Genomic DNA, 21,435 nt, shown 5'->3' on the forward strand with positions numbered 1-21,435 from the left:
CCGTGAAAAGCCGCGCAAATTCCCGCGAAACGGGCCATCGGCGACCAAAGAATGACTCGCCCAGGACTTGCAAACCGCCGCGAGTGCTGCACAATCGAGGCAAAGCCCCCCGGGATGGCACGAGGCGACCGTCGTCCGCGACGACCCGCAAAGAGGGCGAACGAAGGCGGTCGCGCCGACAGGAGGAAATGCCCGTGACGACACCCGCACTACAAATGGACTCCGTCTCCCACGGCGGACCGGCCGCGAGCGGCAGCCGCTATTACGAGGAGTTCGAGCGCTCCAGAACAGATCCGGAAGGATTTTGGGGCGCCGCGGCCGAGGCGATCGACTGGTTCGAGAAGCCGCACAAGGTGTTCGACCCCGACGCCGGGGTCTATGGCCGCTGGTTCGTCGGCGGCGTCTGCAACACCTGCTACAACGCGATCGACCGCCACGTGCTGAACGGCCGCGCCAACCAGGCCGCCGTGATCTACGACTCGCCGGTCACCGGCACCAAGCGCACCATCACCTATTCCGAGCTCCTGCAGGAGGTGCGCACGCTCGCCGCCATCCTGCGCGACTTCGGCGTCGGCAAGGGCGACCGGGTGATCGTCTACATGCCGATGGTGCCGGAAGCGCTGATCGCCATGTATGCCTGCGCCCGCATCGGCGCGATCCACTCGGTCGTGTTCGGCGGCTTCGCCGCCAAGGAGCTCGCCACCCGCATCGACGACGCCCAGCCCAAGGTGATCCTCACCGCGAGCTGCGGCATCGAGCCGGGCCGCATCGTGCCCTACAAGCCGCTGCTCGACGCGGCGATCGCCTTCTCGCAATCGAAGCCGAGCGCCTGCCTGGTGCTGCAGCGGCCGCAGCTCGCCGCCGAGCTGACCGCCGGGCGCGACCACGACTGGGCGGTGCTTCGCGCGCAGGCGCTGAAGTCGGGCCGGGCGGCCGACTGCGTCCAGCTCCTCGCCACCGATCCGCTCTACATCCTCTACACCTCCGGCACGACCGGCAAGCCGAAGGGCGTGGTGCGCGACAATGGCGGCCACATGGTCGCGCTGAAATGGACGATGAAGAACCTCTACGGGGTCGATCCCGGCGAGGTCTATTGGGCGGCCTCCGACGTCGGCTGGGTGGTCGGCCACTCCTACATCGTCTATGCGCCGCTGCTGCACGGCTGCACGACCATCCTCTACGAGGGCAAGCCGGTCGGCACGCCGGACGCCGGCGCGTTCTGGCGGGTGGTCGCCGAGCACAAGGCGTCGGTGCTGTTCACCGCGCCGACCGCGTTCCGGGCGATCAAGAAGGAGGACCCGGAGGCGAAGCTCCTGAAGGACTACGACGTGTCGCACATGCGCACGCTGTTCCTCGCCGGCGAGCGCGCCGACCCCGACACGGTGATGTGGGCCGAGCGCATCCTCGACCGCCCGGTGATCGATCACTGGTGGCAGACCGAGACGGCGTGGGCGATCGCCGGCAACCCGGTCGGGCTCGGCATGCTGCCGATCAAGCCCGGCTCGCCGACCGTGCCGATGCCCGGCTACGACGTCCACATCGTCGACGAGGGCTGCCACGAGCTGCCGGCCAACACGATGGGCTCGATCGTCGTCAAGCTGCCGCTGCCGCCGGCCTGCCTGCCGACCCTGTGGCAGCAGGACGACCGCTTCCAGGAGAGCTACCTCACCGAGTTCCCGGGCTACTACAAGACCGCCGACGCCGGCTTCAAGGACGAGGACGGCTACGTCTACATCATGGGTCGCACCGACGACATCATCAACGTCGCCGGGCATCGCCTGTCGACCGGCGGCATGGAGGAGGTTCTGGCCTCCCATCCGGACGTCGCCGAATGCGCGGTGATCGGCATCAAGGACACGCTCAAGGGCGAGGTGCCGTGCGGCTTCGCCGTGCTCAAGGCGGGCGTCTCCAAGAAGCCGAGCGACATCGAGCAGGAGATCGTCAAGCTGGTGCGCGACAAGATCGGCCCGGTGGCGGCGTTCAAGATCGCCATCTGCGTCAACCGCCTGCCGAAGACGCGCTCGGGCAAGATCCTGCGCGGCACGATGAAGAAGATCGCCGACCACGAGACCTGGGCGATGCCGGCGACCATCGACGACCCGGCCGCCCTCGACGAGATCGATCTCGCCCTCAAGGAGCACGGCATCGGCTCCTGAGCCGGGCACTCGTACCGGACGCGGGCGCCACACGACCAGCATCGGGCGCGTGCGCAAACGCCGCGCGCCGTCGCTTCGCCAAAGAGCCCGCCGGGTGGAGAGCCCGGCGGGTTTTTTCGTGGCCGGACCGGCGGGCGCCGAGATGGAATACAAAGCGAGGTGGCATACAAAGAATGCCACGGGCGGTTGCCTGTCGCCGCTGGCCGGCCGAATGGCGCTCGCAACGTGTGGTATCGGGGCCGGAATGGGCGACGGTATCGGGCGCCGTGTCGACTGCGACGTCTGTCCGGCACCGGGCATTCGGATTGTCCGTAACTTGCTTTCGGCCGGGCGCGTTCGCACGATCCGGCTCCCCGCACGATCACCGTGCTCGCGGTTCGGCCGGCGGGCGAACCCGCCTTCCGGTCCCGCACCGCGATCGCGGCCACCCGAGGACCGGGTCGCCTGCGAAGAGAAATCCGGCGGACCGGGAGGCGGCACGCCCCCGATCGTCCCGCCTCGGATGGACCGCCCATGCAAGAGCCCTCGTCGAGCCCGGCCGGCGTTCTCGCCCCGCCGTCGCCCGTCCCGCTCGCCCCGTCCGGTGACGGCACCCGCTCGCGCCTCGTCGCCCGCGCGGGGGCGATCGCCGCGGCCGCGGTCGCCGTGACGATCCTGCTGCTGCCGGCGCTGTGGAACCGCTTCCCGCTGCTGCAGTACGACAGCGGCGGCTACATCGCCCGATGGTACGAGGACTGGCTGGTGCCGAGCCGCTCGACCACCTTCGGCCTGTTTCTGCATCTCGGCGAATGGCCGGATTTTTGGCCGGTGATCGTCGTGCAGTCCGCCCTCACGGTGTGGGTCGTCGGTCTCACGCTGCGGGTGTTCGGGCTCGGCGGAAAGCCGTGGCGCAGCGCGGCGCTGATCGGCGGGCTCGCGGTCGCCACCGCGCTGCCCTGGCTCACCAGCGCCATCCTCACCGACGTCTTCGTCGGCCTCGGCGTCCTGGCGCTGCATCTTCTCGTGGTGCGGCCGGCGGCGCTGCGGCGGGGGGAGACGATCGGCCTCTTTTTGGTGGTGGCGTTCGCGGCGGCGAGCCACACCGGCACGCTCGCGGTGCTTTTGGCGCTGGTCGCCGCCGCCTTCGCCGCCACCCTGGTGCGCCGGCCGGTCGCCCCGCTCGCGGCGATCGGGCGCGGCGCGGCGGCGCTCCTGGTCGGCGCCGCCATGCTGCTCGCCACCAATCTCGCGCTCGGCCATCGGCTCGCCTGGACGCCCGGCGGCTACGCCATCCCGTTCGGCCGCATGCTGCAGGACGGCATCGTCGCCCGCTATCTCGACGACACCTGCGGCCGAAAGGTTTTCGCCCTCTGCCCCTATCGCCACGACCTGCCCGCCACCGCCGACCTGTTCTTCTGGGGCGGCAGCATGTTCGACCGGCTCGGCCGGTTCGACGGGATGGCCGCCGAGATGCGGGCGATCGTGCGCGGCAGCCTCGCGGCCTATCCGGGACTGCAGGCGGAGAAGGCCGCCGAGGCGACTGCCGAGCAGCTCGCCGCCAACGGCACCGGCTGGGGCATGGGCGACGACCTGTGGCACACCTACGGGATCATCGGTCATTACCTGCCGGGCATGGTGCCGGCGATGCGCGCGGCCCGCCAGCAGCGCGGCGAGATCGACTTTGCACGTCTCAACCGGCTGCACCGGCCGGTCGCGGCGATCTCGATGATCCTCGCGGTCGGGCTGATCGGCTGGTCGGTGGTCCGCCGGCGGCCTGCACCGCTCGCGCCACTCGCGCTGCTCGCGTCCTCGGTGATGCTGGCGATCCTCGCCAATGCGGTGGTGTGCGGGGCGATCTCCGGGCCGCACGACCGCTACGGCGCCCGCGTCGCCTGGCTCGCCACCCTGGTGGTGGCGATGGCGGCCATGGCGATGGTGCAGGCCCGGCGCCGCGACGGTACCGGTCGCGACGGTGCCGGCAGCGGCGGCGAGGCGGATCCCGCGGACTGACCGCGCACCCTGGAAGCCGCCAAAACTTCGCGGCATTTACCCCGCATTAACCGCGGGCGGCTCGTTATTGTGCCGATGCGTCCGGGCAAACGCCCTCTTTTCGTCATGTTTCGCCTGGAATCGGTCGGCCGGGGACGGGGCGGCTCGCAACTCATCCGTGGAGACGGTCGGCCGGGTGTCTCGCGCCTGCCGGCCCGCACGTCTGCGACAGGTTCACGGCGCGACGCAGAGCCCCCGTCCGTCGCCCGGAGCCTTGGAAGCACGCCATGAACCCTGCCGATATCCCGAGCGTGGCCGCCTCGGCCGACCTCTCGATCTTCACCCTGTTCTGGCAGGCCCACTGGGTCGTCAAGCTGGTGATGAGCGGGCTGATCGCCTGCTCGATCTGGGTGTGGGCGATCGCGATCGACAAGTTCCTGCTCTATTCCCGCACCACCCAGGCGATGAACAAGTTCGAGCAGGCGTTCTGGTCGGGCCAGTCGCTGGAGGAGCTCTACCGCGCGCTCGCCGCCAAGCCGAACCACTCGATGGCGGCCCTGTTCGTCGCCGCGATGCGCGAATGGAAGCGAAGCTTCGAAGGCCAGAGCCGCTCCTTCGCCGGCCTGCAGATGCGCATCGAGAAGGTGATGGACGTCACCATCTCGCGGGAGGTGGAGCGGCTGGAGAAGCGCCTCCTGGTGCTGGCCACCGTCGGCTCGGCGAGCCCGTTCGTCGGCCTGTTCGGCACCGTCTGGGGCATCATGAACTCGTTCCAGTCGATCGCCGCCTCGAAGAACACCTCGCTCGCGGTGGTGGCGCCGGGCATCGCGGAAGCCCTGTTCGCGACCGCGATCGGCCTCGTGGCTGCCATACCGGCGACGATTTTCTACAATAAGTTCGCCTCCGAGGTCGCCAAGCACACCGCCCGCCTCGAGGGTTTCGCCGACGAGTTCTCCGCCATCCTGTCGCGGCAGATCGACGAGCGGGCCTGACGGGCTCGCCCGTCGGGACACCCACGGGGACACCCACGGGGACACCCACGGGGACACGGCGGGCGACCAGAAGACGAGCCGGAAAACGGCTCGGGACGAGACACGATCGGTTCGCACGTCCCGCGGGGAACGGGGCGTGAGGGTTCGCAAGAGGCGGACCACCGAAAGGACAGCACGGGGACAGCCGGCGCATGGGAATGATGGCAGGCGGCGCCTCCGGCAAGCGCCGAGGCCGAGGCCGCAAACGCATCATGAGCGACATCAACGTCACGCCCATGGTGGACGTGATGCTCGTTCTGCTGATCATCTTCATGGTGTCGGCGCCGCTCCTCACGGTCGGCGTGCCGATCGACCTGCCGCAGAGCCAGGCCAAGAGCCTCGACCAGGACAAGGAGCCGCTCACCGTCTCGGTCGACACCGAGGGCAAGGTGTTCCTCCAGAACAGCGAGATCCCGATCGAGGAGCTGGTCGCCAAGCTGACCGCGGTCACCTCCGCGCGCGGCGGCATGGAGGAGCGCATCTATGTGCGCGGCGACCGCAAGGTCGACTACGGCACGGTGATGAAGGTGATGGGCCGGCTGTCGGCCGCCGGCTTCCGCCGGGTCGCGCTGGTGACCGAGGTGGAGCAGGGCTCATGAGGCGGACGCGGGTCGCCTGGACCGTCTCGGTGATCGGTCACGCGATGCTGCTCCTGTGGGGCATGATCACGTTCGTGATCAAGCCGCTGGAGGCGACCCCGATGGAGTCGCTGGCGGTCGACGTGGTGTCGGACGCCGAGTTCTCGCAGATCACCGCCGGCGTGCGCTCCGCCAAGAAGACCGAGGCGCCCAAGCCCCTCGTCGAGAAGCTCGGCGACACCAAGCCGGTCGAGGAGCTGACGAAAACCGTCGAGAAGAAGCCCGAGATCAAGACCGCCTCGGCCGAGCCGATGCCGCCGCCGCCCGAGCCGCGCAAGCCCGACCCCAAGCCCGAGAAGTCCAAGTCCGAGCCGCAGAAGCCGAAGGCCGAGGAAAAGAAGCCCGACGAGAAGAAGGTCGAGGAGAAGAAGCCGGAGCCCGCCAAGGCCGAGACCAAGCCCGAGCCCAAGGCGGATCCGAAGCCCGACCCGATCGCCGAGGCCTTGAAGAAGGCCGAGGAGCAGAAGAAGCAGGCCGAAGAACAGAAGAAGAAGGACGAGCAGAAGAAGGCCGAGGAGAAGCGCAAGGAAGAGCAGCGCAAGAAGGCCGAGGAGAAGAAGCGCAAGGAGGAGGAGCGCCGCAAGGAGATCGCCGAGCGCGAGCGCCAGCAAACCTTCGACCCGAGCCGCATCGCCGCGCTGCTCGACAAGCGCGACGCCCAGCGCCAGGCCGCCACCGGCGACACCCTGAACCAGACCGCCTCGCTCGGCCTGCCGACCGGCCGCGCCGCCATGCTGACCCAGAGCGAGATCGACGCGCTCCGGGCGCAGATCCAGGCCTGCTGGAACCCGCCGGCCGGCGCGATGGAAGGCAGCGAGCTGATCGTCAAGGTGCGCCTGATGCTGCGCCAGGACGGCTCGCTCGAGGCCGACCCGGTGTTGCTCAACCGCGGCTCGCATCCCTACTTCCAGGTCGCCGCCGAGAGCGCGCTGCGCGCGATCCGGCGCTGCCAGCCCTACCGGCTGCCGATCGCCAAGTACCAGATCTGGAAGGACGTCGAGGTCACCTTCGACCCGCGCGACATGTATCGGGGTTGACAGGCCGCGGCGTTCCTTCGATGGCAAGGCGATCGCACGCCGGCATCCTCGCGCCCGGCCCTCGGGCGACGGACCGTGCCGGCTTCGCCGCCCGCCCCGACCGGGTCGGCGCGGCGAGGCGTGCGCCGCCGGGCTCTTCTTCGCGCGTGGTTCATCGGGCCGAGTCTCATCGGCACAGTGTCATCAGAAGGATTCGTTCGCCATGAACGAGCGTTTCACCCGCCGGCGCCTGCTCGCGACCGGCGCCGCCGCGGCAGGTGCCGCCGTGCTCGCCGGCTGGCCGCTCGACCGCGCCCAGGCGGTGCTGCAGATCGACGTCACCCAGGGCAACGTCCAGCCGGTGCCGATCGCCATCCCCGACTTCGTCGGCGGCGGGCCGGGCGACGCCGAGGGCGCCCGCACCATCAGCCAGATCATCACCGCGAACTTGCGCCGCTCCGGCCTGTTCGCGCCGATCGACCAGGCGGCCTTCATCGAGCGCATCACATCGATCGACGTGCAGCCGAAATTCCCGGACTGGCGCGCCATCAACGCCCAGGCGCTGGTCACCGGCCGCCTCACCCGCCAGTCGGACGGCCGCCTCAAGGCCGAGTTCCGCCTGTGGGACGTGTTCGGCGGCACCCAGCTCACCGGCCAGCAATATTTCACCTCGCCCGACAATCTGCGGCGGATCGCCCACATCATCTCGGACGCGATCTACGAGCGGCTGACCGGCGAGAAGGGCTATTTCGACACCCGCATCGTGTTCGTCGACGAGTCCGGCCCCAAGGAGCGCCGCGTCAAGCGGCTCGCGCTGATGGACCAGGACGGCGCCAATGTGCGCTACCTCACCCGCGGCGACGACCTCGTGCTGACACCGCGCTTCTCGCCGACCACCCAGGAGATCACCTACATGTCGTTCGGCCAGAGCGAGCCGAGCGTCTATCTCCTCAATGTCGAGACCGGCCAGCGCGAGATCGTCGGCAATTTCCCGGGCATGACCTTCTCGCCGCGCTTCTCGCCGGACGGCCAGCGGGTGATCATGAGCCTGCAGCAGGGCGCCAACTCGAACCTGTTCGTGATGGATCTGCGCTCCAAGGCGACCACCCGCCTGACCGACACGCCGGCGATCGACACCGCGCCGTGCTTCTCGCCGGACGGCAGCCGGATCTGCTTCGAGTCCGACCGCGGCGGCAGCCAGCAGGTCTACGTGATGGGCGCCGGCGGCGGCAACGCCCGGCGCATCAGCTTCGGCCAGGGCTCCTACTCGACCCCGGTGTGGTCGCCGCGCGGCGACTTCATCGCCTTCACCAAGCAGGAACAGGGCAAGTTCGGCATCGGCATCATCAAGCCGGACGGCTCGGGCGAGCGGCTGCTGACCGAGGGCTATCACAACGAGGGGCCGACCTTTGCCCCGAACGGCCGCGTGCTGATGTTCTTCCGCGACCTCGGCGCCGGCCCGGCGCTCTACACGATCGACGTCACCGGCCGCAACGAGCAGCGGGTGCCGACGCCGGGCTTCGCCTCCGACCCGGCCTGGTCGCCGCTTCTGTCGTAGGCGAAGACTCGCCCGTAGGGTGCGCAGCGCGAAGCGTGCGCACCTCTCTCCCACGCGCGCCCTCGCCCCCCTCTCGCTTTCCCTCACATACGTCTCGTCCGGCGCGCAAAAGAGTGTTGCAGCGGCGCCATGCCGAAGCGCGATCGTGTCCCGCGCGGGCGGCGGCGCGCCGCCGCGCCTCGGTGCCGCCGCGTTCACGCCGCATTAACCATTCCAAACGGTTTCGGCCGATTCCTCGGATTCGAGGATGTGCGGCAAGGCCTCGTCAAGGTTGACGGAACCTTCGCTTAACCAAGCCGGGGCTAGATCGGGAAGCCAGCAGCCGGGGGGGCACATCCGGCGCCGCGCACACGACAGGAGTTACGGCATGCCGAATGTCACGCGTCTTCGAACCGGTGTCAGGATCGCCGCCGCCCTCGCGGGCGTTCTGCTGATCGCGGCCTGCGCCAACAAGCCGAACGACCCTTACGGCGCCGGCGCCGGCATGGGCGGCGCCGGAGCCGCCGTGCCCGGCAGCCAGCAGGATTTCGTCGTCAATGTCGGCGACCGCGTCTTCTTCGAGAGCGATTCCTCCGACATCTCGCCGCAAGGCCAGGAGACGCTCGACAAGCAGGCCCAGTGGCTGCAGCACTACAACCGCTACGCCTTCACCATCGAAGGCCACGCCGACGAGCGCGGCACCCGCGAGTACAACATCGCGCTCGGCGCCCGGCGCGCCCAGGCGGTGCGCGACTATCTGGTCTCGCGCGGCATCCCCGCCTCGCGCATGCGCACCATCTCCTACGGCAAGGAGCGCCCGGTCGCGGTGTGCAACAACATCTCCTGCTGGTCGCAGAACCGCCGCGCGGTGACGGTGCTCAACGCGAGCTCGTGACGGGGAGGGACTCGTCCCTCTCTCCATCGGCATGGCGAACCGGACGGCGCCGAGGGGCGCCGGCCGGGTTCGGCCACACTTTCGACGCAGCCGGTTCTATGGTGGGACGGCCTTTCCTGACACTCGGGTGAACCGCGATGGCCCGCGTCGACAAAACCTCCTTCGCCACGTTTCGCGCGAGACGGCGCGGCTCGGTCGCCGGCTCGGTCGCCGGCTCGGTCTCTTGGACCGCGTTGCTGGTCGGCGCGCTCGCGCTCGGCTCGGTCGCGCTCGCGACCTCGCCGGTGCGGGCGCAGATGAGCGAGTCGGACTTGATCGTCCGGCTGAACCAGCTCGAGAGCCAGATGCGCCGGCTGACCGGCGACATCGAGCAGCTGCAGTATCGCAATCAGCAGCTCGAGCAGCAGCTCAAGCGGATGGGCGAGGACTACGAGTTCCGCTTCCAGGAGCTCGGCAAGGGCGGCGGTGGCGCCGCGCCCGGCCGCCGCAGCGAGGCCTCGCCACCGCCGTCCGGCGCGACCCCGCCGACCATGGCCCAGTCCGCCGAGCCTTCCCCCGCCGCCCCCTCGGGGCGGCGCTCCGATGCCTTCGATCCGTCGCGACGCCCCGATGCGCCCGGCACGCCGCGCGTGCTCGGCTCGATCCAGGGCGAATCGACGCCGGCCCCCGGCCAGCAGCAGCCGGGCGCGCCGCTCGACCTCTCCGCCATGGCCGCCGCCGCGGCCGCCGAATCCTCGCCCGGCTCGTCCTATGGCGGCTCGTCCTACGGCACGGCCTCGGCCGGCGGCCTGCCGCCGCCCCCGCCGAGCAACCCGTCCGGCACCGGCGCCCGTTACGCCACCCTGCCGCCGTCCGCCTCGCCGCGCGACGAGTACGACCTCGGCTACGGCTACGTGCTGCGCAAGGACTACGCGCTCGCCGAACAGACGCTGCGCGAGTTCCTGCGCAAGCACCCGAACGACGCGCTCGCCGACAACGCGCAGTTCTGGCTCGGCGAGAGCCTCTATCAGCGCCGCTCCTATCGCGACGCCGCCGACGCCTTCCTGGCGGTCAGCCAGAAGCACCCGAACAGCGAGAAGGCGCCCGACGCGCTGCTGCGGCTCGGCCAGTCGCTGGCGGCGATGCAGCAGAAGGACCTCGCCTGCTCGAGTTTTGCCGAGGTCGAGCGCAAGTATCCGAAGGCGTCGGCCAACGTGAAGCGGGCGGTCGACCGCGAACAGAAGCGTGTCGGCTGCTGACCAGGTCGCGGAGCACGCCGCCCGGCCGCTCGACGGGGCCGAGGCGGCCGCCCTGTTCGCCGACCTCGCAAAACTCCCCGCGCTGGTGATCGCCGTCTCCGGCGGCCCGGATTCCACGGCACTCCTGGTTCTCGCGGCGCGCTGGCGGAAAACCCTTCAGGCCGGTGCCGGGCCGCGGCTCCTCGCCGTCACCGTCGATCACGGGCTGCGGCCGCAGGCGGCGCTGGAGGCGCAGGCGGTGGCGGCGCTCGCCCAATCGCTCGGGGTGCCGCATCTCACCACCCGCTGGGTCGGCGAGAAGCCCGCGACCGGGATCCAGGAGGCGGCGCGGATCGCCCGCTACCGCCTGCTCGCCGAGGCGGCCCGCGAAACCGGCGCGCGCCACGTGCTCACCGCCCACACCCGCGACGACCAGGCCGAGACGGTGCTCTTTCGGCTCGCCCGCGGCAGCGGCGTCACCGGGCTGTCGGGCATGGCGCGGGTGGCGCCCCTGCCGGTCGCCGCGCACACCGGCCGGCACGGCGCGCCGGCCGCCGACCCGGTGGTGCTGGTCCGGCCGTTCCTCGACGTGGCGAAGGCGCGCCTGATCGCCACCTTGCGGGCGGAACACATCGCTTTCGCCGAGGACGCCTCGAACCGCGATCCCCGCTACACCCGCGCCCGCCTGCGAGCGCTGCTGCCGAACCTCGCGACGGAGGGGCTCGGCCCGTCCCGGCTGGTGCGGCTCGCCGAGCGGATGCGGCGCGCCGAGGCGGCGCTCGAGGCGGCGACCGGCCGGCTCGCCCGCGATCTCGGCGTGCCGGAGGCGATCGACGGCGCCCCGGTCGGCCTCGACGCCGCGGTGTGGAGCCGGGCACCGGCCGAGCTCCGCCTGCGCCTGCTCGGCCGGCTGATCGCCGCCGCCGGCCGCGAGGGCGAGGTCGAGCTCGCCAAGCTCGAGGCGTGCGCCGAGGCGCTCACCGCCGCGGCCTCCGCCGCCGACCCCGCCGCGGCGCGGCTGCGTCGCACGCTGGCGGGAGCGATGGTGACGCTCGCCGGCGGCCGCCTGACGGTGGAGCCGGCGCCGCCGCGACGTGCGTCGTCGTGACCCGGTTCCCGCCGCGGAACGGACCCGGCAGCTGCGACTTACCGTCTTGTGATCGCGCAGGATTACCATTCACCACGCAGCGGCAAATTGGCTCGTCGGCAGTGCCCGTGCTTGTGGCGCAAGGGGGAGACCCCTACATTGCCGATTATGCTCGGCGCTGCGCGTGCGTGTGGCGAGAGCGCGACTCGAACGGCCCGACCCCCAATGGCCACTGGGCCTGAGGACGCCTGATGAACGCAAATTTGCGCAATTTCGCCCTGTGGGTGATCATCGTCCTGCTGCTGCTCGCTCTGTTCACCCTCTTTCAGAACCCGGCGCAGCGCTCTCCCTCGCAGGACATCGCCTTCTCGCAGCTGCTCAACGAGGTCGATCAGGGCCGCGTGCGGGACGTGGTGATCCAGGGCCCCGAGATCCACGGCACGTTCACCGACGGGCGCGCCTTCAACACCTATGCCCCGAGCGACCCGACACTGGTCGACAAGCTCTACAAGAAGGGCGTCTCGATCACCGCGCGGCCGCAGCAGGACAACCTGCCGTGGTTCGTCCAGCTCCTGGTGTCGTGGCTGCCGTTCATCGCGCTGATCGGCGTGTGGATCTTCCTGTCCCGCCAGATGCAGGGCGCCGGCGGCAAGGCGCTCGGCTTCGGCAAGTCGCGGGCGAAGCTTCTGACCGAGGCGCACGGGCGCGTCACCTTCGAGGACGTCGCCGGCGTCGACGAGGCCAAGCAGGACCTCCAGGAGATCGTCGAATTCCTGCGCGATCCCGGAAAGTTCCAGCGGCTCGGCGGCAAGATTCCGCGCGGCGTGCTGCTGGTCGGCCCGCCCGGCACCGGCAAGACCCTGATCGCGCGTGCGGTCGCGGGTGAGGCGAACGTGCCGTTCTTCACCATCTCGGGCTCGGACTTCGTGGAGATGTTCGTCGGTGTCGGCGCGAGCCGCGTGCGCGACATGTTCGAGCAGGCCAAGAAGAACGCGCCGTGCATCATCTTCATCGACGAGATCGACGCGGTCGGCCGCCATCGCGGCGCCGGCCTCGGCGGCGGCAACGACGAGCGCGAGCAGACGCTGAACCAGCTGCTGGTCGAGATGGACGGCTTCGAGGCCAACGAGGGCATCATCCTGATCGCCGCCACCAACCGGCCCGACGTGCTGGATCCTGCGCTGCTGCGCCCCGGCCGGTTCGACCGCCAGGTGGTGGTGCCGAACCCGGACGTCACCGGCCGCGAGCAGATCCTGAAGGTGCACGTGCGCAAGGTGCCGCTCGCCCCGGACGTGAACCTCAAGACGATCGCCCGCGGCACCCCCGGCTTCTCCGGCGCCGACCTGATGAACCTCGTCAACGAGGCGGCCCTGATGGCGGCCCGGCGCAACAAGCGCATGGTCACCCAGGCCGAGTTCGAGGACGCCAAGGACAAGGTGATGATGGGCGCCGAGCGCAAGTCGCTGGTGATGACCGAGGAGGAGAAGCTCCTCACGGCCTATCACGAAGGCGGCCACGCGATCGTCGCGCTCAACGTCAAGGCGACCGACCCGGTGCACAAGGCGACGATCATCCCGCGCGGCCGTGCGCTCGGCATGGTCATGCAGCTGCCGGAGCGCGACAAGCTCTCGATGAGCTTCGAGCAGATGACCTCGCGGCTCGCCATCATGATGGGTGGCCGCGTGGCGGAGGAGATGATCTTCGGCCGCGACAAGGTCACCTCCGGCGCCCAGTCGGACATCGAGCAGGCGACCCGCCTCGCCCGCATGATGGTGACCCGCTGGGGCTTCTCCGAGCAGCTCGGCACCGTCGCCTATGGCGAGAACCAGGACGAGGTCTTCCTCGGCATGTCGGTCGCCCGCCAGCAGAACATCTCGGAGGCGACCGCCCAGACGATCGACAAGGAGGTCCGCCGGCTGGTCGAGGAGGGTTTTCAGGAAGCCACCAAGATCCTCACCGAGAAGCGCCACGACCTCGAGGCGCTGGCCCGCGGACTGCTCGAATACGAGACGCTGACCGGCGACGAGATCCGCGACCTGCTCGACGGCAAGAAGCCGATGCGCGAATCGGTGATGGAGCCGCCCGGCCCGCGCGGCTCGGCGGTGCCCACCGCCGGCAAGCCGCGGCCCCGGCCGGAGCCCGGCGCCGGCGACATGGAGCCCCAGCCGACCGGCTGAGGCCCGCCACACGGTTCGAGAGCGCCCGCCCTTCCGGCGGGCGTTTTCTTTGGCGTTCGCACCCGTCCAATCGGCTCGGCGATGAAACCCGTTTCACCATCGCGCACGGCGCCGGTGCTCCCTCTCCCCGCTGCGCGGGGAGAGGGTCGGGGTGGGGGCGCCGCCACGGCGCCGAGAGCCCCGGATTCGCGGCGGCGCCCCTCACCCGACATCCGCGCCGAGGCGCGATGTCGACCGCTCCCCGCGAGCGGGGAGCGGTGAAGACTGCGGCGTGGTGCGACCCGATCATGAATGCTGAACTCCCTCCCGAATCCGGTATGGCCGAGTCGAACCGCCGCCCTCCCTACTCGCGCGCCGGGTTCCGGCTCGGCATGAAGCTCGCGCTGCCGCTGGTGCCGGGCGGCATCGCCCTCGCGCTCGCCACCGGCGCCTCGGCCGCCCGCATCGGCCTGTCGTTCTTCGAGAACGCGCTGATGTGCGCGACCGTGTTCGCCTCCGCCGCCCAGCTGGTGGTGATGGAGGTGTGGCCGCAGCACTTCACGCTCGGCGCGATCGCCGGGATGATGCTGATCGTGTTCACCGTGAACACCCGCATGCTGCTGATCTCGGCGAGCCTGCGGCCGTGGCTCGGCGGCCTGCCGGGCTGGATCTATCCGACGCTCCACCTCACCACCGATCCCGGCTGGCTGGTGTCGATCCGCTACACCGCCCAGGGCGGCCGCGACGCCGGCGTGTTCTTCGGCGCCAGCGTGGTGTTCGCCGTCGCCTGGTACGTCGCGACGCTGGTCGGCTGGTGGCTCGGCAGCCTGGTCGACCCGAAAACGTTCGGCGTCGATCTGGTGATGCCGATCTTCTTCGCCGCCATGCTGGTGCCGCTATGGCGCGGACGGCGGGCGGCGATCCCGTGGGTGGTCGCAGGCGCCGTGGCGCTCGCCACCGAGGCCCTGTTCGGCGGCTTCGCCTTCATCGTCGCCGGGGCGGTCGCCGGCAGCCTCACCGGGGGATTTTTGGGTGAGCCCGAGCGCGACTGACATCTGGGGCGTCGATTTCGGGCCGGTCGTCGCCATCCTGGCGCTCGGCCTGGTGAGCTACGCGCTGCGCGCCGGCGGCTTCTGGATCATGGGGCGGGTGCCGCTGCGCCCGTTCGTGCAGCGCATGCTGGCCGCCCTGCCGGGCTCGATCATCGCCGCCACCGTGCTGCCGATCGTGGCGAGCGGCGGGCTGGTCGCCGGCCTGTCGGTCGGCGCCGGGGCGGTGGCGATGCTGGCGCTGCGCAACGATTTCGCCGCGGTGCTCACCGGCATGGCGGTGGCCGCGGCGGCGCGGGCGGCGGGCCTGGACTAACGGCGCGGCGGCGCGCATACCGCTTCCGGTTCCCGGTCCGGAGGAGGCGCCCATGCGGCCGTCGTGTCTCGCCCTCGCAGCCCTCCCCGCGCTCGCCGGCCTCGCCGTGCTCGGCGGCCCGGCCTGCGCCAACGACTCCACCGCCGAGCTCGCCACCGGCGGCCTGGTGTTCGTGAAGAACGACGCGATCGAGATGCGGGCGGAGGATCTCTTCCTCTCCACCGCCGAGGTCCGGGTCCATTACCGCTTCTTCAATCGGGCCGACCACGACGTCACCGTCCATGTCGCCTTCCCGATGCCGGAGGTGCGGATCGACGGCCCCGACCAGATGGTCGCGCTGCCGACCGACGATCCCGTGGACCTGCTCGGCTTCGTCACCACCGTGAACGGGGAGCGGGTCGAGGCGGCGGTCGAGCAGCGGGTGATCGCCAAAGGCGGCGACCGCACCGAGCTTTTGCAAAAGCTCGGCGTGCCGCTGGCGCCGCATCTCGCCTCGACCGGCGCGGCGCTCGACCGGCTGCCGGCGACGGTTCAGAAGGAGCTGGTCGGGCTCGGCCTCGCCGACATCGACGAGTACGACATCGGCAAGGGGCTCGAGCGCCACCTCGCCCCGCGCTGGGCGCTGAGGACCACCTTCTACTGGCAGCAGGTGTTTCCGGCGGCCCGCGAGACCGTGATCGAGCACCGCTACCGGCCGAGCGTCGGCGAGAGCGTGCAGACCTCGCTCGGCGCGCCGTCGATCGCCGGCGAGCCGTGGGTCACGGCCGAGGTGAAGAAGTACTGCGTCGAGCGCGACATCCTGGCGAAGCTCGAGCGGGCGCGCGGCTCGGCCGACGCGTTCGGCCCGCCCTATCGCGAGAAGCGGATCGACTACGTGCTGTCGACCGGGGCGAACTGGGCCGGGCCGATCGGCGAGTTCCGGCTGGTGGTCGACAAGGGTGCGCCGGCCGATCTCGTCAGCTTCTGCGGCGAGAACGTCAAAAAGATCTCGCCGACCCGGTTCGAGATGCGCAAGACGAACTTCACTCCGACCGGCGACATCGGCGTCCTGATCCTGACGAAGTTCGAGCCCGAGCGCTGACCGCCCGCTTTTCTTTTCGCGGGCACGCGCCTTTTTCTGAAGGTGCATGCGGTCCGACGGGCGCAGGTGACAAAAAACCGCCGCCTCGGGGGAGGCGGCGGCGTTTTTCGTTCGCGGCAGAGGGACGGTCCGGCTCAGCCCTGCGGCTGGTGGACGTCGGCCGAGGAGCGGCCGCGGCGCTCGGCCATGAACTGGTCGAACTCGGCCTTGTCCTTGGCCATCCGCAGGCGATGCAGGAAGTCCTTGAACTCCTGCTGCTCCTCCTCGAGCCGCCGCAGCGTCTCGCTGCGATACTCGTCGAACGCACGGTTGCCGCTCGACGGGGGACCCCAGAAGTCGCCGGCGCCGTGGCGGTCCATGCGCTCCTTCATGCGCTCCATCTTGTTCTGCCAGCGACTCATCCCGCGTCCGTTCCAGCAACCCATCCGACCGCTCCAATAGGTGAAGGCGAGGAGCGCGAGCCCCATCGGCCACCAGATGATGAAGGCGAGGATCGTGAGCGCGATCCAGGCCCCCGACCCGAGCTCGTCCAGCTTCGCTACGATAGGCATGGCGATCCCGATGATCCTCTGCTGTGAATGTTAATTACATTTACATACGTAGAGGCGGCCCTCGTGCTTGTCAAGACGACCTCGGCTCGGCGATCGCGATTCTCGCGTCTGCCGATCGGCGGAGCGTCGTCTCGCCCGTCGCGCGCTTCGCGCGTGCTCGCGGACGGCGGTCCGAAATCGTCTCTCGTCTCTCGAGGTGGCCTCGGCCGAGCGTGCGACAAGGGCGCGGACACGAAAAGTTGCGCGGGAAAACGTCTCGGGCCGCGCTCGCGGCGCCGGCCGGAGGCCCGCCGCTCAGGCGCCGTTTCGCGAGACGCCGAGCCCCTGCAGATAGACCAGCACGCCGGCCTCCAGGAGCTCCTCGGGCGACATCGGCAGCGGCCGGCGGGTGGCATCGGCGCGGCCGAACAGGGCGGCGATGCCGTGCGCGAGCGACCACACGTGCAGCGCCACCATCAGGGCCGGCGGGCGGGTGGCGGCGGGCTGCGCGACGGCGATCGCCTCGGCGGCGGCGCGCAGCACGGCAAACGCGTCGTCGCTCGCCGCGCGCAGCTCGGGGCTCGCATCGGGGCGCACGCCCGCCTCGAACATCGCGGAATAATAGGCGGGCTCGGTGCGGGCAAAAGCGAGATAGGCTTTGCCGATGCGGTCGAGCGCCGTCACCGGGTCGGGCCGGCCCTGGTCGAAGGCCTGCGCCAGCGCCTCCTCGAGCACGGAGAAGCCGCGCCGGGCGACGTCGGCCATCAGCTCGTCGCGGTCGCGAAAATGCCGGTAGGGGGCGGCCGGGCTGACGCCGGCGACCCGCGCCGCCTCGGCGAAGGTGAAGCCGGCCGGGCCCTTCTGCGCGATCAGCTCGAGCGCGGCGCGGACCAAGGCCTCCTTCAGATTGCCGTGGTGATAGCCCCGCGCGCCCTCCCGACCGGGACCGTCGCGACCGGACTTGTTCCAGCTCATGCCTCGGACCCGCTCATGTAAGGCAGGCTTACATGAGGCGGGCCGCCGCGTCGATAGCGGGCTAGCCGCGAAGGACGCATACCACCTCAGGCTACCGTCTGGCCGGAGGCGTCCTGGTCGGCCTTCATCGCGGTGCGCAACGCCTTGGGGATCGGCCGGGCGCGGCCGCCCGAGACGAACGCCACCCGCACCGACGCGGTGACCAGCACCACGCCGTCGCGCGCCACCGTCTGGTCGAGCACGATCGAGGCGCCCTTCACCTCCACCGGCACGGTGGTGACGACGATCACGTCGTCCATCCGCGCCGACTTCAGGTACTCGATCGCCAGCGAGCGGACGACGAAGGCGAAGCCCGGCGCCTCGCGCGCGGTTTCCTCGAACAGCGCCCGCTGGTCGGCGCCGAGCAGGCGCAGGTAGTTGGTCCGGCCGCGCTCCAGGAACCGGAGATAGTTCGCGTAATAGACCACGCCGGAAAAATCGGTGTCCTCGTAATAGACCCGCACCGCCATCACGTGGCGGCCGTCACGGATCTCGCCGTCGAGATTTTGGGTCATGCCTCCCCCTTCACCCGCACGCCTCGCTATCGCGGCGCCGCGGCTCCCGTGCGAAGTGGTATAATATAACAAATCCGGTCATGCACCGGGCGGATCGTCACCCAGCTCGATCAGCACGATCTCCGGCGGCATGCCGAGCCGGAACGGCACGGTCGAGCAGCCGAGCCCGCCCGACACCACCATGTCGCGTGGCGCGGTGACGTGACCATAAGCGAAGCGGTTGCCGTAGCGCGACGGCACCACCGGCGACCAGCCGAACAGCCGCACCTGTCCGCCATGAGTGTGCCCGCACAGAACCAGCGAGACGCGCTCCGGCACCTTCATCACGATGTCCGGCTCGTGCGCCATCAGGATCACCGGGGCGCCGTCGTCGGCGATCTGCGCCATCGTGCCGGGCAGATCGTCGGCACCGGTGCGGAGATTGCGGCGCAGATGGCGCACGCCGGCATAAGCCAGCTGGTCGCCGAGCCCGGCGAGCCAGAAGCCGCCGCCCGGCCCGTCGGTCTCGATCCGCACCGCGGTGTTGTGATGGACGGCGATGCCGGCCGCCTCCAGCGCCCTCTGGGCGCGCGGCACGCCGTGCCCGGTGCAGCGGATGTCGGGGTCCTGCCACCAGTCGTGATTGCCGAGCACCGCATGGACGCCGAGCGGCGCCCGCAGCTTGCCGAGCGGACCCGCCCACTCCTCCGGCCGCAGATAGGCGGTGACGAAGCGATGGCCGGTCTCGTAGTCGCCGAGCAGCAGCACGAGGTCGGCGCCGAGCGAATTGGTGCGGGCGACGAGACCCGCGATGCGGTCGGGGTCCATCCACGGGCGGCAGGCGTGCAGGTCGGCGAGCACGGCGATCTTCAGCCGCAGATCGCCCGGCCAGCCGGGCGGGCGCAGCCGGTAGGGCGTGATCGCGGGGTCGCGCAGCGGCTCGATGCCGAAGCCGTAGGCCGGCACGGTGGAGCCCGCCACGCCGAGCGTCACGAGGAGCTGGAGGAAACGGCGACGGGTGATCATCGGACGGACACATGCACGGACATTGGCCCATATTGCGACCGTCGCCGTTACGGTCCGCTTACTCCGATCCGCGAGACTATGCCGGTGCGTCGGGCCGGGCCGGCCCCTTCACGATGGCGTCGATCCGGGCCTTGAGGTCGTCGGGCTCGTTCCAGTACCAGACGCCGCCGAGCAGCGCGCGGAAGCGAGGGTCTCGCGCCGCCTCGCGCTCGACCCGGTCGATGGTCTCCGCGCCGATCACCGTCTCCAGGAGGCCGGCGGCGAGCAGCGACAGGACGTTGGGGTCCGTCTCGATCGCCAGCACCGCGAGCACCAGGTCGATCACCCGGCCGGGATCGCTGCGGGCGAGCGTATGCTCGTGCTCGACCAGCGCGTACCAGTTGGCGTCGCGGTCCTTCTCCGGGCGGACGTGCTGCTCGACCCAGACGCGGGCGAGGGCGTCGAGCGGCAGCGCCTCGATGTCGAGCCGCACCGCCGGGGCATCGCGCGCCGCCTCGTCGGCCCGCCAGGCGGGCTCGTCGGCGATGCGGGCGAGCCGGGCCTTCAGCTCGCGCCCCGGCGCCCACCAATGCACCCCGCCGAGCAGCCAGCGCAGCCGCGGGTTGTCGGGCGCCTCCGCCTCCAGCCGCGCGATCAGCCGGCCGGCGTGGTTGTAGATCAGCGCGCTGCCGAATTTTTGGCCGAGCTGCATCTTCACCCGCGTCTCGGCGTCGGAGGCGAGCACCGCGAGAATCAGCTCGAGCGCGCGCTCCGGCGCATTGTGCGGCAGATGGTCGAAATAGACGCTCGCGGCCCAGGTCTCGTCGGTCTGCTCCTTGAGGCCGAGCGTCTGCAGGCGGCACCACAGGACGGCGAGGCCGTCGACCGGCATGGCCGCATAGACGGCCGAGCGGGCGTCCGAAGCCGAGGCTCCGGGCACCGGCATGGTCGCCCAGTGCCGAGCGTCGTCGATGAAGCTCATTGAACGAAGCTCATGGGAGAGTCCCCCGTGTGCGGCGGACGCGGGTGCGGGGGCACCCGGCAGCGCCGTCCGGGACATTGGTCGCGAGCCCCCCGCCCACGGTTCAAAGGCACCGGAGCACGGAATTCCCGCCATGCATTCGGGGCATCGGAGACGGCGGGCGGGTGGTGCCGCGGTCAGTCGTCGGCGTCGGGAAACAGGCCGAATTGCGCGATGTCGCGCGCCGGCTCGGCGAGGCCGAGATGGCGGAAGGCGTGGCCGGTGAGGAGCCTTCCGCGCGGGGTGCGCTGGACGAACCCGCATTGGATGAGGAACGGCTCGATGATCTCCTCGAGCGCGTCGCGCGGCTCCGACAAGGCCGCGGCGATGGTCTCGATCCCGACCGGGCCGCCGCCGTAATTCAGCGCGATCACCGACAGATAGCGCCGGTCCATGGCGTCGAGCCCGGAGGCGTCGACCTCGAGCGCCTGCAGCGCGCGGTCGGCGACCGGCCGGTCGACCGCCGCCGCCTTCTCGTACTCGGCAAAGTCGCGCACCCGCCGCAGGAGGCGGCCGGCGATCCGCGGCGTGCCGCGCGCGCGCCGGGCGATCTCGTTGGCGCCGTCCACGGTCATCGGCACGCCGAGCACGCGGGCGCCGCGCGCGACGATCAGCTCCAGCTCCTCCTCGGTGTAGAAGTTGAGCCGGATCGGGATGCCGAAGCGGTCGCGCAAGGGGTTGGTCAAGAGCCCCGCGCGGGTGGTGGCGCCGACCAGCGTGAATTTCGCCAGATCGATCTTCACCGACCGCGCGGCCGGACCCTCGCCGATGATCAGATCGAGCTGAAAGTCCTCCATCGCCGGATAGAGGATTTCCTCCACCGCCGGGTTGAGCCGGTGGATCTCGTCGATGAACAGGACGTCGCGCTCTTCGAGATTGGTCAGGAGCGCCGCGAGGTCGCCCGCCTTGGCGATCACCGGGCCGGAGGTGGAGCGGAAATTCACGCCCAATTCGCGCGCGACGATCTGGGCGAGCGTCGTCTTGCCGAGGCCCGGCGGCCCGACGAACAGCACGTGGTCGAGCGCCTCGCTTCGCCCGCGCGCGGCCTCGATGAACACGGACAGATTCTTGCGCGCCTGCGCCTGCCCGACGAAGTCGCCGAGCTTTTGCGGACGCAGCGTGGTCTCGGAAAGGTCCTCGTCGCGGCGCTCGGCGCTCACCAGTCGGCGGGGGGGCGTGGTCATGCGGCCCCCCGGCGCTCTTCACCGCTCCCCGCTTGCGGGG

19 protein-coding genes are annotated in these 21,435 nt (G+C 70.5%); 13 read left to right on the top strand and 6 right to left on the bottom strand.

Features of this window, described 5'->3' with window-relative positions; all coding sequences use genetic code 11:
- Positions 1-215: 215 nt before the first annotated feature.
- The 13 genes from A33M_RS06075 to A33M_RS06135 all read left to right on the top strand — a co-directional run bounded on the left by A33M_RS06075 (position 216) and on the right by A33M_RS06135 (position 16,147).
- Positions 216-2,156: a propionyl-CoA synthetase gene (locus A33M_RS06075; protein ID WP_040619509.1), complete on the top strand. Its 1,941-nt coding sequence runs from the start codon at positions 216-218 to the stop codon at positions 2,154-2,156.
- A gap of 513 nt (positions 2,157-2,669) precedes the next feature.
- Complete coding sequence (locus tag A33M_RS06080; RefSeq protein WP_192814091.1) at positions 2,670-4,145, top strand: hypothetical protein; 1,476 nt, start codon at positions 2,670-2,672, stop codon at positions 4,143-4,145.
- A 266-nt stretch (positions 4,146-4,411) separates the two neighbouring features.
- Positions 4,412-5,116, top strand: coding sequence for a protein TolQ (gene tolQ, locus A33M_RS06085; protein ID WP_040619511.1), 705 nt, complete (start codon positions 4,412-4,414; stop codon positions 5,114-5,116).
- A 251-nt stretch (positions 5,117-5,367) separates the two neighbouring features.
- Positions 5,368-5,754, top strand: coding sequence for a protein TolR (tolR, locus tag A33M_RS06090; protein WP_237718288.1), 387 nt, complete (start codon positions 5,368-5,370; stop codon positions 5,752-5,754).
- Positions 5,751-6,830 (top strand): cell envelope integrity protein TolA, encoded by a 1,080-nt coding sequence (gene tolA / locus A33M_RS06095; RefSeq protein WP_008384703.1) that lies wholly within the window; start codon positions 5,751-5,753, stop codon positions 6,828-6,830. Before tolR ends, tolA begins: the two co-directional genes overlap by 4 nt.
- Positions 6,831-7,032: 202 nt before the next feature.
- Complete coding sequence (gene tolB, locus A33M_RS06100; RefSeq protein ID WP_008384705.1) at positions 7,033-8,367, top strand: Tol-Pal system beta propeller repeat protein TolB; 1,335 nt, start codon at positions 7,033-7,035, stop codon at positions 8,365-8,367.
- Between the two features lie 367 nt (positions 8,368-8,734).
- Positions 8,735-9,241, top strand: coding sequence for a peptidoglycan-associated lipoprotein Pal (gene pal / locus A33M_RS06105; protein WP_008384709.1), 507 nt, complete (start codon positions 8,735-8,737; stop codon positions 9,239-9,241).
- A gap of 137 nt (positions 9,242-9,378) precedes the next feature.
- Entirely contained in the window at positions 9,379-10,479 is a 1,101-nt protein-coding gene (gene ybgF, locus A33M_RS06110; protein WP_008384711.1) for a tol-pal system protein YbgF, read from the top strand.
- The gene (gene tilS / locus A33M_RS06115; protein WP_008384714.1) at positions 10,466-11,566 is read left to right on the top strand and encodes a tRNA lysidine(34) synthetase TilS; all 1,101 of its coding nucleotides are present in this window, start codon (positions 10,466-10,468) and stop codon (positions 11,564-11,566) included. Before ybgF ends, tilS begins: the two co-directional genes overlap by 14 nt.
- Positions 11,567-11,796: 230 nt before the next feature.
- The gene (gene ftsH, locus A33M_RS06120; RefSeq protein WP_008384718.1) at positions 11,797-13,722 is read left to right on the top strand and encodes an ATP-dependent zinc metalloprotease FtsH; all 1,926 of its coding nucleotides are present in this window, start codon (positions 11,797-11,799) and stop codon (positions 13,720-13,722) included.
- A gap of 317 nt (positions 13,723-14,039) precedes the next feature.
- Positions 14,040-14,753, top strand: a complete 714-nt coding sequence (locus A33M_RS06125; RefSeq protein ID WP_008384719.1) for an AzlC family ABC transporter permease — start codon at positions 14,040-14,042, stop codon at positions 14,751-14,753.
- Positions 14,734-15,066, top strand: a complete 333-nt coding sequence (locus A33M_RS06130; protein WP_008384721.1) for an AzlD family protein — start codon at positions 14,734-14,736, stop codon at positions 15,064-15,066. Before A33M_RS06125 ends, A33M_RS06130 begins: the two co-directional genes overlap by 20 nt.
- A gap of 52 nt (positions 15,067-15,118) precedes the next feature.
- A complete protein-coding gene (locus tag A33M_RS06135) occupies positions 15,119-16,147 on the top strand; it encodes a DUF4424 domain-containing protein (RefSeq protein WP_008384723.1) in 1,029 nt (342 codons plus the stop codon).
- Between the two features lie 134 nt (positions 16,148-16,281).
- Here the strand turns inward: A33M_RS06135 and A33M_RS06140 are convergent, their stop codons facing one another.
- The 6 genes from A33M_RS06140 to ruvB all read right to left on the bottom strand — a co-directional run bounded on the left by A33M_RS06140 (position 16,282) and on the right by ruvB (position 21,395).
- Entirely contained in the window at positions 16,282-16,698 is a 417-nt protein-coding gene (locus A33M_RS06140) for a DUF2852 domain-containing protein (RefSeq protein ID WP_008384727.1), read from the bottom strand.
- A gap of 294 nt (positions 16,699-16,992) precedes the next feature.
- Positions 16,993-17,652, bottom strand: a complete 660-nt coding sequence (locus tag A33M_RS06145; protein ID WP_008384728.1) for a TetR/AcrR family transcriptional regulator — start codon at positions 17,650-17,652, stop codon at positions 16,993-16,995.
- Between the two features lie 86 nt (positions 17,653-17,738).
- Entirely contained in the window at positions 17,739-18,206 is a 468-nt protein-coding gene (gene ybgC / locus A33M_RS06150; protein WP_008384729.1) for a tol-pal system-associated acyl-CoA thioesterase, read from the bottom strand.
- Positions 18,207-18,284: 78 nt separating this feature from the next.
- Positions 18,285-19,211, bottom strand: a complete 927-nt coding sequence (locus A33M_RS06155) for a metallophosphoesterase (RefSeq protein ID WP_008384731.1) — start codon at positions 19,209-19,211, stop codon at positions 18,285-18,287.
- Between the two features lie 76 nt (positions 19,212-19,287).
- Positions 19,288-20,172, bottom strand: a complete 885-nt coding sequence (locus A33M_RS06160) for a DUF6869 domain-containing protein (protein WP_008384733.1) — start codon at positions 20,170-20,172, stop codon at positions 19,288-19,290.
- A gap of 176 nt (positions 20,173-20,348) precedes the next feature.
- Positions 20,349-21,395: a Holliday junction branch migration DNA helicase RuvB gene (gene ruvB, locus A33M_RS06165; RefSeq protein WP_040619514.1), complete on the bottom strand. Its 1,047-nt coding sequence runs from the start codon at positions 21,393-21,395 to the stop codon at positions 20,349-20,351.
- Positions 21,396-21,435: the final 40 nt, after the last annotated feature.

The organism is Rhodovulum sp. PH10, assembly GCF_000293785.1.
Lineage (GTDB): Bacteria > Pseudomonadota > Alphaproteobacteria > Rhizobiales > Xanthobacteraceae > Rhodoplanes.